General features: G+C 70.3%; 11 protein-coding genes. 8 read left to right on the forward strand and 3 right to left on the reverse strand.

Translation table 11 applies throughout. The features are described from left to right. Window positions 1-86 precede the first annotated feature (86 nt). The 3 genes from BM393_RS25420 to BM393_RS21435 all read left to right on the forward strand — a co-directional run bounded on the left by BM393_RS25420 (window position 87) and on the right by BM393_RS21435 (window position 1,572). The gene (locus BM393_RS25420) at window positions 87-281 is read left to right on the forward strand and encodes a hypothetical protein (protein ID WP_141225431.1); all 195 of its coding nucleotides are present in this window, start codon (window positions 87-89) and stop codon (window positions 279-281) included. Continuing rightward, entirely contained in the window at window positions 281-700 is a 420-nt protein-coding gene (locus BM393_RS21430; protein ID WP_141225432.1) for a hypothetical protein, read from the forward strand. The genes BM393_RS25420 and BM393_RS21430 overlap by 1 nt, the downstream gene beginning before the upstream one ends. Window positions 701-798: 98 nt before the next feature. After that, the gene (locus BM393_RS21435; RefSeq protein ID WP_091732569.1) at window positions 799-1,572 is read left to right on the forward strand and encodes a class II aldolase/adducin family protein; all 774 of its coding nucleotides are present in this window, start codon (window positions 799-801) and stop codon (window positions 1,570-1,572) included. Between the two features lie 87 nt (window positions 1,573-1,659). Here BM393_RS21435 and BM393_RS21440 read toward each other — a convergent pair whose 3' ends face one another. After that, window positions 1,660-2,244 (reverse strand): PH domain-containing protein, encoded by a 585-nt coding sequence (locus BM393_RS21440; protein ID WP_091732571.1) that lies wholly within the window; start codon window positions 2,242-2,244, stop codon window positions 1,660-1,662. 239 nt (window positions 2,245-2,483) lie between these two features. Between BM393_RS21440 and BM393_RS21445 the strand changes: the two genes are divergently transcribed. Then, on the forward strand, window positions 2,484-4,553 hold the full coding sequence (locus BM393_RS21445; RefSeq protein ID WP_175538458.1) for a S9 family peptidase: 2,070 nt from the start codon (window positions 2,484-2,486) through the stop codon (window positions 4,551-4,553). Window positions 4,554-4,565: 12 nt separating this feature from the next. Here BM393_RS21445 and BM393_RS21450 read toward each other — a convergent pair whose 3' ends face one another. Then, window positions 4,566-5,429: a LysR substrate-binding domain-containing protein gene (locus tag BM393_RS21450; protein ID WP_091732580.1), complete on the reverse strand. Its 864-nt coding sequence runs from the start codon at window positions 5,427-5,429 to the stop codon at window positions 4,566-4,568. A gap of 135 nt (window positions 5,430-5,564) precedes the next feature. Between BM393_RS21450 and BM393_RS21455 the strand changes: the two genes are divergently transcribed. From BM393_RS21455 to BM393_RS21470, 4 genes are all read left to right on the forward strand, one after another. Then, entirely contained in the window at window positions 5,565-6,614 is a 1,050-nt protein-coding gene (locus BM393_RS21455; protein ID WP_091732583.1) for a putative 2-aminoethylphosphonate ABC transporter substrate-binding protein, read from the forward strand. Between the two features lie 55 nt (window positions 6,615-6,669). Beyond that, window positions 6,670-7,728, forward strand: coding sequence for an ABC transporter ATP-binding protein (locus BM393_RS21460; protein WP_091732587.1), 1,059 nt, complete (start codon window positions 6,670-6,672; stop codon window positions 7,726-7,728). After that, window positions 7,725-9,479, forward strand: a complete 1,755-nt coding sequence (locus BM393_RS21465) for a putative 2-aminoethylphosphonate ABC transporter permease subunit (RefSeq protein WP_254783553.1) — start codon at window positions 7,725-7,727, stop codon at window positions 9,477-9,479. Before BM393_RS21460 ends, BM393_RS21465 begins: the two co-directional genes overlap by 4 nt. 107 nt (window positions 9,480-9,586) lie before the next feature. Next, window positions 9,587-10,699, forward strand: coding sequence for a TIGR03364 family FAD-dependent oxidoreductase (locus BM393_RS21470; RefSeq protein WP_091732592.1), 1,113 nt, complete (start codon window positions 9,587-9,589; stop codon window positions 10,697-10,699). A 21-nt stretch (window positions 10,700-10,720) separates the two neighbouring features. On the opposite strand, the gene BM393_RS21475 is transcribed toward BM393_RS21470, so the two are convergent. Then, window positions 10,721-12,634, reverse strand: a complete 1,914-nt coding sequence (locus tag BM393_RS21475) for a glucokinase (RefSeq protein WP_091732595.1) — start codon at window positions 12,632-12,634, stop codon at window positions 10,721-10,723. Window positions 12,635-12,933 lie beyond the last annotated feature (299 nt).

Genomic DNA, 12,933 nt, shown 5'->3' on the forward strand with positions numbered 1-12,933 from the left:
CCGGCTCATGCGCCGCATCGCAGGTCCGTCGCCGTTCGATCATTGCCAATTAGCCCCATGGCCTCACGGCTGTAGGGTCGCTTCCCATGAAGTCCTCGGCTGCCCGCAAGTACATCACCGTGCACACGATCCGGCGCGCGAACAAGCGTCTCATGACGCGTGAGCGTGACCACGAGCCGTCGCCTGCGGTGCGCGCCGTACTTCCCAGCCGTGAGGACATCGTCAGGGCCGCGAACAATGCACTTGAGCGATGGTTGGCGAAAGCCAAGGTCATCGTCTGATGCTGCACCAGACATTCCAGTCCTTCGTTCAGAACCCCAAGGACCTTGCAGGCCTGATTGCGTACGCGCTCTACAAGGCGGACAAGGTGGACTTCATGAAGGCGCATCCGCAGGTGGATGTGCACGGCTTTGTGCTGAGCATGAATCTGCCATCGCAGATCGACACGTACCGCACGCGCGCGGAAATCATGCTCGAGGATATGGCCGAGGAGTCGCTGTCGGACGCGCTGGCGGACGCTGAGGCCGATCATCTGAGGCGGTTGAGGCGGATCGAGCGCACGCTCGGCTTCTGGTCCGGCGTGTGGTCCAACGTCATTGCCAACCTGATCGCCGCGGGCATTTCCGTCTTCCTTGTCGTGCTGGTGTTCGGAAGCAAGATCAACTTCTGGTCTGGCTTGCTGAAGTACCTTGCTCAATGACGATGTCCTGCACGCGACAGCCGCGGCGCCGGTCCGGGAGGACGATCCGCCGCGGACCTGGCCCGAGGAAGGGCCGGGCGCGACCAGGAGACGCGTTCATGGACGACATCACCGCCCGGATCCCATCGCTCAAGGGTCAGGTCAGCGACGCCGAATGGCAGCTGCGCGTGGACCTCGCCGCCTGCTACCGGCTGGTGGCGCGCTACGGCTGGAGCGACCTGATCTTCACGCACATCAGCGCGCGGCTGCCGGGCGACGCGCATGAGTTCCTGATCAACCCCTACGGCCTGATGTTCGACGAGATCACGGCCTCCAGCCTGATCAAGGTCGACGCGCTCGGCAACAAGCTGCAGGAGACGCCGTTCCCGGTGAACCAGGCCGGCTTCATCATCCATTCGGCCATCCATGCGGCGCGGCCGGACGTAGGTTGCGTGCTGCACACGCACACGCGGGCCGGCGTGGCGGTGTCGGCGCAGAAGGACGGCGTGCTGCCGATCTCGCAGCAGTCGACCTTCGTGCTGGCCTCGCTGGCGTACCACGACTACGAGGGCGTCGCGATCCGTCCGGACGAGCAGCCGCGCTTGCAGCGCGACCTCGGCGACAAGATCTTCTACTGCCTGCGCAACCACGGCCTGCTGACCGTGGGCAGGACCATCGGCGACGCCTTCCTGTCGATGTACACCTTCGAGAGCGCCTGCCAGATCCAGATCGCCGCGCAGTCCGGCGGCGCGGCGCTCACGCCGGTCGACGACGCGGTCATCCGCGGCACCGCCGAGTCGATGCGGGTGCAGACCGGCGGCCTGGGCGGGGCCTTCGTCTGGCCGACGCTGCTGCGGCAGGCGCATCGGCAGTGCCCGGGGTTCGACGCCTGAAGCGCGACGCCCCGCGATCAGCGGGGCGGTGGGTGTCGTGGCCAGCGGGGGCCGCCAGGGTCCGCCTGGGGCCGCCAGAAGCCGGGCTCAGCCCCAGACCCGCGGTGGCCGTCCCAGGCTGGTCTCGGTGAGCAGCGTGCGGGTGCGATCGTCCAGGGCCTCGGGCGGCACCCGCGCCAGCGCGAGCCGCGCGAACTCCGGCAGGCCCATCAGCATCGCCGAGACGCGCACGCGGGTGCGCTGGTGGTCTTCCAGCACGAACCATTTCATGCCCGGCGAGAAGCGGATCCGCCGGACGTCCGCCCAGCGCATGACGCCGCGCCGGCCGAGCAGGCGGCCATAGGCGATGGCTTCCTCCGACACCTGGTGGCGGCCGTAGATGTAGTCCAGGATCATCGGCGCCGACATCAGCCCGAGGCTGATGAAGCAGAGCGTGGTCCAGACGGTCGCGGTGGGGTTCTTGCCGACGGTGTTGGAGATGATCGCGAGCCCGAAGAAGAACACCGCGCCGACGACGCCGATCACCAGCGTGCTGACCGGATGGCGCAGCAGCTGCGCCTCGGCCTCGGGACGGGGCTTCAGCCGGTTGCGACCGACCCAGCCCATGACGAGCGCCATCGCGGCGCCCCAGAGCGTCCATTGGACGAGCGATTGCCACCAGGTGTCTTGCATGGGTGATTGCGGATGAGGGGAGGTCGTGCAGCGGGCCAATGAATGTCGCTCCGCGCGGCTGGAAGGGAGCAGGAGTATCGCGGTGGGAATCCCCCTTCAAGGGGATCGGCGCTTGCGGGACTTCCCGCAGCCCGGCTGAGCGCTGCCGGCGATAGCATCCCGCGCCGACAAGCACAACAAGACCACCTCGGCCGCTCGCTCGGCACGTGGATCAGGAGAGGAACCCGCCGATGACACCGATGTCTTCCCTGCGCCGCCGCGCGCTGTCGTTCGCGCTCGCCATGGTCGGGCTGCAAGGGGCCGCGCTGGCCCAATCCGCGTCCGCGCCGAGCTCTGTGCCGCCCGAGGTCTTCTTCAAGGACGCCACGCTGCATGAGGCCCGCCTGTCGCCGAACGGGAAACGGCTCGCCGTCGCGGCGCCCGGCGCGGCTGGCCTGCGCGTGGGGCTGTACGTCTTCGAACTCGGCCCCAGGATCGAGGCCCGACGAGTGGTGCAGTTCGCCAACGAGGATGTGGGCTCCTTCCAGTGGGTCAACGACGACAAGCTGGTCTTCTCGGCCACCGACCGCCGCATCGCCTCAGGCACGCACTACCAAGCCGTGGGTCTTTATTCGGTGGCCGCGGACGGCACCGGCGCGCGTCAATTGATCCAGCGCGAGCATGAGGCGGAAACGGAGCGCAAGGCCTTCGGCGGAGCGTTGACCTGGAACCATCGCCTGCTCGACGTGCCATTTCCCCATGAGGGAGAGCCGGGCAATCGGGTGCTGGTGGGCAAGTTCGGCATCAACCGCTCCAACAACCGGGCGGCTTACACGCCGTTCTGGCTCAACATCGATACCGGCCGAGCCGTGCCGGCCAGTTTCGACGAACCGCGTGGCGCGGTGAGTTTCCTTTTCGACAGCCACGGGGAAGCGCGTGTGGTGGTGACCGAGCAGGATGGCGTGCGCGTGGCCTATTGGCGTGGTCCCGACCAGAAGACCTGGACCGAGATCACTCGTGGCGACCTGCTGGGGCTGCCCTTCGTGCCCACGGCGGTCGACGATGCGGGCCGTCTGTTCGTGCGGCGCCTCGACGGGCCGCAGCGTTATGACGTGCTCACGCGGTTTGACTTCCAGACCGGCAAGCCGGAACCCCGTGCCCTGCTCAGCACCCCCGGCTTCGACGCGCAGGCGACGGTGATCCTCGATGCGGGGCGCACGGTCGGCTTGCGCTATGAAACCGATGCGCAGGCGACCGCCTGGTTCGACCCGGCCATGCGCGAGTTCCAGAAGCAGGTCGATGCGCGCTTCGCCGAGGGTGTCAATGAGATCCAATGCGCCCGTTGCGGCAAGCCGGACATGGTGGCGTTGGTGCGCAATTTCTCCGACCGTGAGCCGGGTTCCTATTGGGTGTATCGCGGTGGGGTGCCGGATGCCGAGCGCTGGCAGCCGGTGGGGCGACAGCGTCCGGACGTCGATCCGGGCACGATGGCGAGCCAGGAATTGCATCGCATCAAGGCCCGCGACGGCATCGACCTCCCGGTCTGGCTGACCGTGCCTCAGGGCACGGCGCCGGGCAAGCCCGCGCCGGCGGTCGTGCTGGTGCACGGCGGGCCCTTCGTCAAGGGGCGCAGTTGGGAGTGGAATGGCATGGCGCAGTTCCTTGCTTCACGGGGTTATCTGGTGATCGAGCCGGAGTTCCGAGGCAGCCGTGGTTACGGTGACAAGCACTATCGCGACGGGTTCCGCCAATGGGGGCAGGCGATGCAGGACGACGTCGCGGATGCGCTCGTCTGGGCGCGCCAGCAGAAATTGGCGTCCGACCGCGCCTGCATTGCCGGTGCCAGCTATGGCGGGTACAGCACGCTGATGGGCCTGGCCAAGGACGGCCCGCTGTATCGCTGCGGGCTGGCCTGGTTGGGCGTCAGCGACCTGATGCTGCTCGTCAAGGGCGACCGATGGGTCGACGATGACCTGGGAAGCTCCTACCGGAGCTTCATGGCGCCCACCATGGTGGGCGATCCGGTCAAGGATGCCGACATGCTTCGCGCGAACTCGCCGATCACATTGGCCGACCGGATCCGCGCGCCGTTGATGCTGGTGTACGGAGAACGCGACGTGCGCGTCCCGATCGAGCATGGCGAACGCATGCGCGAGGCGCTGGTCAAGGCGGGGCGGCCACCCGAGTGGGTGACCTACCGTGGCGAGGCCCATGGTTTTGGCAACACCGACAACCAGGTCGACTTCGCCCGTCGCGTCGAGACCTTCCTCGCCAAGCACCTGAAGGATGCACCGCCCACCGCGCAGGCCGGCCAGTCGACAGGGCAATGAGGCCGGGCGGCCTCAGCCGCCGGGCTCGACGCAGCCCAGCATCGCCTCGATCAGCCGCGCGCCCTGCCGCTCGCGCAGGCAGTAGAGGTACTCCCGCACCATCGGCATCGGCGCCTCGAAGGGCAGGGCGACCAGCTCCGGGTCGCGCCCGGTCTCGTGCGCGGCGAAGATGCTGACCCCCAGCCCGCGCACCACCGCCTCCCGCAGCGCCTCGCGGCTGGCGATCTCCATCTGCGCCCGCGGCCGCACGCCCGCCGCCTCCAGCGCCTGCTCGGTCAGCGCGCGCGTCATCGAGCCGCGCTCCCGCATCAGCAGCGTTTCCGCGCCCAGCGCCGCCAGCGGCACCGCCGTCGCCCGCGCCAGCGCATGCCCGCGCGGCAGCAGCAGCACCAGCGGATCGGCCCCCAGCGCCACCCGGTGCAGCCGCGGGTCGTCCTCCAGATGGCTGGAGGTCGCCAGGTCCACCTGGTAGGCGAGCAGCGCATCCACCATCTGCCGCGAATTGCCGGCCGACACGCTCAGCTCCACCCGCGGATGGCGGACCTTGAAGCGCTGCACCAGCGTCAGCGTGTAGTAGGGGGCCGTCGCGCCCAGGCGCAGCGTCCCGCCCTGCAGCTCGGCCGAGTTGCGCAGCGCGAATTCGATGTCCAGTTCCTGCTGCAGCAGCGTGTCGACCTGCGGCATCAGCCGTCGGCCGGCCTCGCTCAGCGTCAGCCGGCCGCCGCCGCGGTGGAAGAGCTCCACCCCGTACTGCTCCTCCAGCGCCCGGACCTGCGTCGTCACCGTCGGCTGCGACAGCCCCAGCTGCCGCGCCGCGCCCGTGATCGACCCCAGCCGCGCCACCGCGAAGAAGGCCTTGAGCTGGTTCACCAGCATGACGGCGACCCCAAATCCGCCAATACCGGCTTTCGGGAACTTGGGCCGTTTGACGTGTCAATGACATATGCCATTCCTACAGTGTCGCCCATCGATCACCCCGACCGGGGTGCCGCATCCCCCCATGGAGCGCCCATGCGTCTCAAGTCCTTCTCGACCCTCGTCCACACCGCCGCCGCGCTGAGCCTGGCGGTGATCGCCGCGCTGACCAGCCCCGAGGCCCACGCCCAGGGCAAGACTGAACTGCTGGTCTACAGCGCGCTCGAAGCCGACCAGATCAAGGCCTACAAGACCGCCTTCGAGCAGGACCACCCGGCCATCGAGCTGAAGTTCGTGCGCGAGTCCACCGGCATCGTCACCGCGCGCCTGCTGGCCGAGAAGGCGAATCCGCAGGCCGACGTCGTCTGGGGACTGGCCGCGACCTCGCTGATGCTGCTGGACAAGGAAGGGCTGCTGGCGGCCTACGCGCCCAAGGGCCTCGAGCAGGTGCGCCCCACCATGCGCGACCCGCGGCCGCAGCCGACCTGGGTCGGCATGGACCTGTGGTCGTCCGCGGTCTGCTTCAACACCGCCGAGGCGGCCAGGCGCAACCTGCCCCGGCCGAGTTCCTGGAGCGACCTGACCCAGCCCGTCTACAAGGGCCTGCTGACGATGCCGCATCCCGCTTCCAGCGGCACCGGCTACCTGATGGTCTCGGCCTGGCTGCAGATGATGGGCGAGGCCAAGGGCTGGGCCTTCATGGACGCGCTGCACCAGAACATCGGCGTCTACACCCACAGCGGCTCCAAGCCCTGCCGCCAGGCCGGCGCCGGCGAGTTCCCGGTGGGCCTGTCCTTCGAGTACCGCGCCAACAAGACGAAGAAGGAAGGCGCGCCGATCGACATCGTCTTCCCGAAGGAGGGCCTGGGCTGGGATGTCGAGGCCACCGCGATCATGAAGTCGACGCGCAAGCCCGAGGCCGCCCGGGCGCTGGCCGACTGGGCGGTGACCCGCAAGGCCAACGAGCTGTACGCGAAGAACTTCGCCGTGCTGGCGCTGCCGTCGGTGCAGGAGCAGCTGGAGTACGTGCCGTCCGATCTCGACAAGCTGCTGGCGAAGAACGACTTCGGCTGGGCCGCCGCGAATCGGGATCGCATCCTGGCCGAGTGGTCGCGCCGCTACGAGGCCAAGGCCGAGAAGAAGTGATCCGGCCCGGGCCACCGACCAACACGCACCACGGATGACGGACCACGGGCGAGCCATGCTGCACCTGCGCCAGATCACCAAGCGTTTCGGCTCCCAGACGGTGCTGCAAGGCATCGACCTGGACCTGCGCGCCGGCGAGTTCGTCTCGCTGCTCGGCCCGTCGGGCTGCGGCAAGACCACGCTGCTGCGCATCGTCTGCGGCATCGAGACCCCCGAGCTCGGGCAGGTGCTGATGCAGGGGCAGGACATCACTGCCTGGCCGGCGTCGCAGCGCCGCTTCGGTGTCGTGTTCCAGTCCTACGCGCTGTTCCCCAACATGACGGCGATGGAGAACGTCCGCTATGGACTGAGCGGCCTGCCGCGCCGCGAGGCGGCCGAGCGCGCCGCGGAGATGCTGGCGCTGGTGGGCCTGCCGGAGCAGGCCGGCAAGTTTCCCTCGCAGCTCTCCGGCGGCCAGCAGCAGCGGGTCGCACTGGCGCGCGCGCTGGCGCCGCGACCACGGCTGCTGTTGCTGGATGAGCCGCTGTCGGCGCTGGACGCGCAGGTGCGGCAGGAGCTGCGCGCCGAGATCCGCGCGCTGCAGCAGCGGCTGGGCATCACGACGCTGATGGTCACCCATGACCAGGACGAGGCGCTGGCGATGTCCGACCGCGTGGTGCTGCTCGCCCGCGGACAGATCGCGCAGCAGGGCGCGCCGCGCGAACTTTACGAGCAGCCGGCCAGCGCGTTGGTGGCCGGCTTCATCGGGCGCATGAACTGGATGGAGGGGCAGGTGGTGGCCGATGGCCGGGTGCGCGTGGGCACCACGCTGGTCGACTGCGACACGCGCGTCTACAAGACCGGCAGCGTGGTGCGGCTGGGCATCCGGCCCGAGGCGGTGCAGCTGCTCGACGGCGCGGGTGCGATGCTGCGCGCGCGCGTCGACGCGCTCCAGTTCCAGGGCGCGGTGACGCAGGTGCTGCTGCGCAGCGACGCGCTCGGCGGCGCCTTGAGCGTCGAGCTGCCCAGCGCCGAGGCCGCCGACCTGCGGGAGGGCGAGGTCCGCGGACTGCGCCTGGCGGCCGCGGCGATCCAGCTCTTCGACGCGCCGCTGTCGATGCGGAGGGTCGCGTGAGCGGCGGACCGGCGCGCGCGCGGGCGAGCGAGTCGGGGACGGCGCTCCCGCGCGCGGCGCAGGAGCGGCCCGCTCGGCGCTGGCCCGTCGAGGCCTGGGCGCTGCGCGGGCTGATGGCCGCGGCGCTGGTCGTGCTGACGCTGATCATCCTGCTGCCGCTGGTGTCGCTGCTGGCGCAGAGCGTGCTGGACGGGCAGGGGCGTTTCGTCGGCGGCGCGCACTTCGCCGCGTACTTCTCGACCGGTCGCTGGAGCGCGCTGCGGCACAGCGTGGCGCTGTCGGCGGTGTCGGCGCTGGTCTGCGTCGTGCTGGCCTACGGCTACGCGTGGGCGCTGACGCACACCGCGCTGCCGGCGCGGGCACTGTGGCGCGCGCTGGCGCTGCTGCCGCTGCTGCCGCTGCTGGCGCCGTCGCTGCTGGCGGCCATCGGGCTGGTCTATGCCTTCGGCAATCAGGGCCTGTTGAAGGGCGTGCTGCACGCGGTCGGCGTGGACGGCATCTACGGGCCGGCCGGCATCGTGATGGGGTCGGTGCTGTGGACCTTCCCGCACGCGATGCTGATCCTGGTCACGACGCTGTCCGCGAGCGACGCCCGGACCCTGGAGGCCGCGCGCTGCCTGGGCGCGGGCGGCTGGCGGGTGTTCCGCACCGTGACCCTGCCGGCCAGCCGCTACGGGCTGCTGATCTCACTGGTGGTCGTGTTCGTGCTGGTGCTGACCGACTTCGGCGTGCCCAAGGTGGTCGGCGGGCAGACGCCGATGCTGGCCACCGACATCTACAAGGAAGTCGTCGGCCAGCAGCGCCTGGACCGCGGCGCCGTGGTGGCGCTGCTCCTGCTGCTGCCGGCGCTGGGGGCCTTCGCGCTGGAGCAGCGCCTGCGCGCGCGCCAGCGGGCGGTGCTGAGCCTGCGCGCGGTGCCGCACGTCCCCACGCCGCATGCGCCGCGGGACCTGGCTGCGCTGCTGTATTGCGCGGTCGTCGCCGCGGCGCTGGTGGGCGTGTTCGGCATCGCCGTGTATGCGTCCTTCGCGCAGTACTGGCCGTACCAGCTCGCGCCGACGCTGTCGCATTACCAGTTCGACATGAGCGATGGCGGGGGCTGGGCGAGCTACGGGAACTCGCTGCGCATGGCGCTGTGGACCGCGGCGGCGGGCGCGGTGATGAGCTTCGCGGTGGCCTGGCTGGTGGACAAGCCGCGTGGGCATCGCGCCGCACGCGGGCTGATCAACGCGATGGCGACGCTGCCGATGGCGGTGCCGGGACTGGCGCTTGGGCTGGGCTACATCCTGTTCTTCAACGCGCCGTGGAATCCGCTGCGCGGCTGGTATGGCGGGCTGGGCATCCTGGTGCTGTGCACGGTGGCGCACTACTACTCGGTGGCGCACTTGACGCAGCTGGGCGCGCTGCGCCAGCTCGACCCCGAGTACGAGCGCGTGGCCGAGTCGCTGGGGCTGCCGTTCTGGAGCCACCTGGCGCGCGTGCACCTGCCCATCGCGATCCCGACGCTGGTGCAGGTGGCGGGCTACTTCTTCGTGAGCGCGTTGACGACGGTGTCGGCGGTGGTGTTCCTGTATTCGCCCGACACGGCGCTGGCGGCGGTCGCGGTGCTGGCCATGGACGATGCCGGCGATACCGCGCCAGCCGCAGCGATGGCGACGCTGCTGTTCGCGACGGCGGCGATCGGGCGCGGCGTCATCGGCCTGGCCGGCCACCTGCTGGTGCAGCGCACGCAGCGCTGGCGCGCCCGGTAGCGGCATGGATGACATGACGTGCCTTGCTGCGCCTGCGCGCCCATCTCGCCACCGCCAACTCTCTCTCCCGCGAGCGGAAGAGACTGCTTCACTTGACTGACATTCCCATGAACTGTGATCTCCTCGTGGTCGGTGCCGGCATCGTCGGCCTGGCTCATGCCTGGGCTGGCGCCAGGCGCGGCTGGCGCGTCGTCGTTGTCGAGCGCGATGCCGCCTGCATCGGCGCCTCGATCCGCAACTTCGGTTTCGTCACCGTGACCGGCCAGCAGCGCGGCGCGCACTGGCGGCGCGCGCGGCGCTCGCGCGAGCTGTGGGCCGAGCTCGCGCCGCAGGCCGGCCTGCGCATCGAGCACGCTGGCCTGCTGGTCGCCGCGCGCCACGAGGCCTCGGAAGCGATCCTGGAGGCCTTCCTCGCCACCGAGATGGGCGAGGGCTGCGAGCGGCTCGATGCCGCCGCGGCGCTGGCGCGGCAGCCGGGCCTGCGGGCCGAGGGTCTGCGCGGCGGCCTCTACAGCCCGCACGAGTTGCGCGTCGAGTCGCGCGAGGCGATCCCGCGCATCGCGGCCTGGCTGGCCGAGCGGCATGGCGTCGAATTCCGCTTCGGGGAATCGGTGCTCGAGGCCGAAGCCCCGCACGTGCGCACGTCGCGGGCGAGCTACCACACGGAGCGCGTGGTGGTGTGCTCGGGTGCGGAACTGCACGGCCTCTTCGCCGAGCGCTGGACGCCCCATGCGCTGTCGCTGTGCCAGCTGCAGATGTTGCGGGTGAAGCCCCCGGCGGGCTTCCGGCTGAACGCGGCGCTGATGGCCGACCTGAGCCTGGTGCGCTACGAGGGCTACGCGGCGCTGCCGCAGGCGCGGCCGCTGCTCGAGCACCTGTCGGCCGAGCGGCACGACGCGCTGGCGCATGGCATCCATTTGATCGTGGTGCAGAGCGCGGACGGCTCGCTGGTCGTCGGCGACTCGCACCACTACGGGCCGGTGCTGCCGCCCTTCGCCAGCGAGGCGGTGGACCGGCTGATCCTCGACGAACTGCACCGGCAGCTGACGCTGCCGTCCCTGGAGATCGTCGAGCGCTGGACCGGCGTGTACGCGGTCAGCGCCGAGGTGCCGTGCCTCGTGGAGGCGCCGGACCCGCGCACGCGGCTGGTGATGGTGACCGGCGGCACCGGCGCGAGCACCGCGTTCGGGCTGGCGGAAGAGGTGCTCGCGGACTGGTGAGGGGCACCGGCGGCCCGGCGCTTAGCGGCTGTGCGCCGTCAGCTTGGCCAGCGGCGAGGCCAGGCTGACGCCCGGCGCCGCGCGGCGCGCGCTGACGCGGCCGTCCTCGTCGGTCTCGTCCAGGTCCGGATGCGCGGCGCCAAGCACCGCGCCGGCCGGTCCCGCCGGATCGCGCCGCATCGCCACGCCCACCGCCAGCATGTCGATCACCAGCAGGTGCAGGATGCGGCTGATCATCGGCAGGTGCGTCGCGACGTCCTCGACGTGGTCGACGATCAGCGCCGCGTCGGCCTTCTTCGCCAGCGGCGACTGGCTGGCGGTGATCGCCACCACATGGGCGCCGCGCTCGCGCGCCGCGTCGGCCACGGCGATCAGCTCCGGCAGCTTGCCGCTGCTGCTGATCAGCACCGCCACGTCGCCCGGCTTGAGCGTCTGCGCCGCCAGCAGCTGCAGCCGCGGCTCCACGTAGGCGTTGCAGGCCACGCCCAGGCGCAGGAACTTGAACTGCGCATCCTGCGCGACCACGCCGTAATGGCCGATCGCGAAGAACTCGATGCGCGAGGCCTTCAGCAGCAGCTCGATGCTGCGGTCGATCATGTCGCGGTTGAGCTGGCTGCGCACCTGCAGGATCGCCGACGCGGTGTTGCCCAGCACCTTCTCGCCGAGCTCGACCATCGAGTCGTCCTGCGTCACCTGCGTGTGGCTGACCGGCACCGTGCCCGTCAGGCCCGACGCCAGCCGCAGCTTGAAGTCGGACAGCCCCTCGCAGCCCAGCGAGCGGCAGAAGCGGATCACCGTCGGCTGGCTGACGTTGGCGGCCTTGGCGATCTCGGCGATCGGATCGTTCAGCACCTTGCGCGAATGCGCCAGCACATGGTCCGCGACGCGCTGCTCGGCCGGCGACAGGCCGTCGCGCGCGCGCCGGATCTGGCCGACGATCGCCGACGCGCCGCCGCTGGTCTGCAGGCTGCGCAGCTGCGCCTCCAGGATCGCCGACGCGCCCTTGAAGGTGGCGTGCTCCGCGGTGATCACGAAGGTGGGAATCGCGGCGACGTAGTCGGAGAAGCGGCCCTTGTCCTCGAAGCGGGCGCGGAAGCGCGAGCGGTCGAAATACTCGCCCAGCCGCGGCACGATGCCGCCGCCGATGTAGATGCCGCCCAAGGCGCCCAGCGTCACCGCCAGGTTGGCCGCGGCCGTGCCCAGCAGCGTGCAGAAGAGCTCCAGCGTCTCCTCGCAGACCGGGTCGGTGGCCTCCAGCGCGCGGGCGGTGATCTCCGGCGCGCTCAGCGGCTCCGACGGGCGCTGGAGGTAGTCCGCCATCGCGCGGTGCATCAGCTCCAGGCCCGGGCCGGACAGCAGCCGCTCGAAGGAGACGTGCTCGTACTCGTTCCAGGCGAAGCGCAGCAGCGCGATCTCGCGTTCGTCGCGCGGCGCGAAGTTGGTGTGGCCGCCTTCGGAGCCCAGCGAGATCCAGCCCTCGCCCGCCGGGATCAGGCCCGACACGCCCAGGCCCGAGCCCGAGCCCAGCAGCCCGATCACGCTGTGGGCGCGCGGCTCGCCGCCGCCGATCTGGCGGATCTCGCCGCCCCGCAGCCGCGGCAGCGCCATCGCCAGCGCGGTGAAGTCGTTGACGACCACCAGCGTGTCCAGGCCGAGGCGCTGGCGCGCTTCCTCGATCGAGAACTGCCAGTGGTAGTTGGTCATCCGGACCTGGTCGCCCTCGACCGGGTTGGCGATCGCGATCGCCGCGTGCGCCACCCGCAGCTGGCGCGGCAGGCGGTCCATGAAGGCGCGCACGGCGGCGTGGAAGTCGGCGTGCTCGGCGCAGCGCAGCAGCGCGATGTGCTCGAACTCTCCCGGGGAGGTCTCCAGGGCGAAGCGGGCGAAGGTGCCGCCGATGTCGGCGATCAGCCGGGGACTGTCGAATTCACGCATGAAGGAGAGGTGCTGGCCGCCTCGGGCCTGGCATGGATCCGGGCGAATCCAGGCGGCGCGGGGGCGTCGGGGAAGGGGCGATTATGGCCTCCACGCCCGGGAGCGCCGGAAGGGTTCGCCCCTAGCCGCGCCTTGGTCTTGGCGCGTGGTGCTGTAGTGAGACTACAGTGATTTTCAGGGCCGTCGGTGGCATGGATGGTGAGAGAAAAGTGATTGGTGACAATCGCTTGCCAACGAAATCGGAGTGATTGCATCATGGCCACCGTCGCGAAAAGTGCGACCGGGTGACAGTGCTCTTG

This window comes from Mitsuaria sp. PDC51 (assembly GCF_900113225.1).
GTDB lineage: Bacteria > Pseudomonadota > Gammaproteobacteria > Burkholderiales > Burkholderiaceae_C > Roseateles.

Bases quoted from the DNA above. Each gene is read 5' to 3' on its own strand.
- BM393_RS21450 (WP_091732580.1), bottom strand. From the start codon at position 5,429: ATGCTGGTGAACCAGCTCAAGGCCTTCTTCGCGGTGGCGCGGCTGGGG.
- BM393_RS21430 (WP_141225432.1), top strand. From the start codon at position 281: ATGCTGCACCAGACATTCCAGTCCTTCGTTCAGAACCCCAAGGACCTT.
- BM393_RS21445 (WP_175538458.1), top strand. From the start codon at position 2,484: ATGTCTTCCCTGCGCCGCCGCGCGCTGTCGTTCGCGCTCGCCATGGTC.
- BM393_RS21460 (WP_091732587.1), top strand. From the start codon at position 6,670: ATGCTGCACCTGCGCCAGATCACCAAGCGTTTCGGCTCCCAGACGGTG.
- BM393_RS21435 (WP_091732569.1), top strand. From the start codon at position 799: ATGGACGACATCACCGCCCGGATCCCATCGCTCAAGGGTCAGGTCAGC.
- BM393_RS21475 (WP_091732595.1), bottom strand. From the start codon at position 12,634: ATGCGTGAATTCGACAGTCCCCGGCTGATCGCCGACATCGGCGGCACC.
- BM393_RS21470 (WP_091732592.1), top strand. From the start codon at position 9,587: ATGAACTGTGATCTCCTCGTGGTCGGTGCCGGCATCGTCGGCCTGGCT.
- BM393_RS25420 (WP_141225431.1), top strand. From the start codon at position 87: ATGAAGTCCTCGGCTGCCCGCAAGTACATCACCGTGCACACGATCCGG.
- BM393_RS21455 (WP_091732583.1), top strand. From the start codon at position 5,565: ATGCGTCTCAAGTCCTTCTCGACCCTCGTCCACACCGCCGCCGCGCTG.
- BM393_RS21440 (WP_091732571.1), bottom strand. From the start codon at position 2,244: ATGCAAGACACCTGGTGGCAATCGCTCGTCCAATGGACGCTCTGGGGC.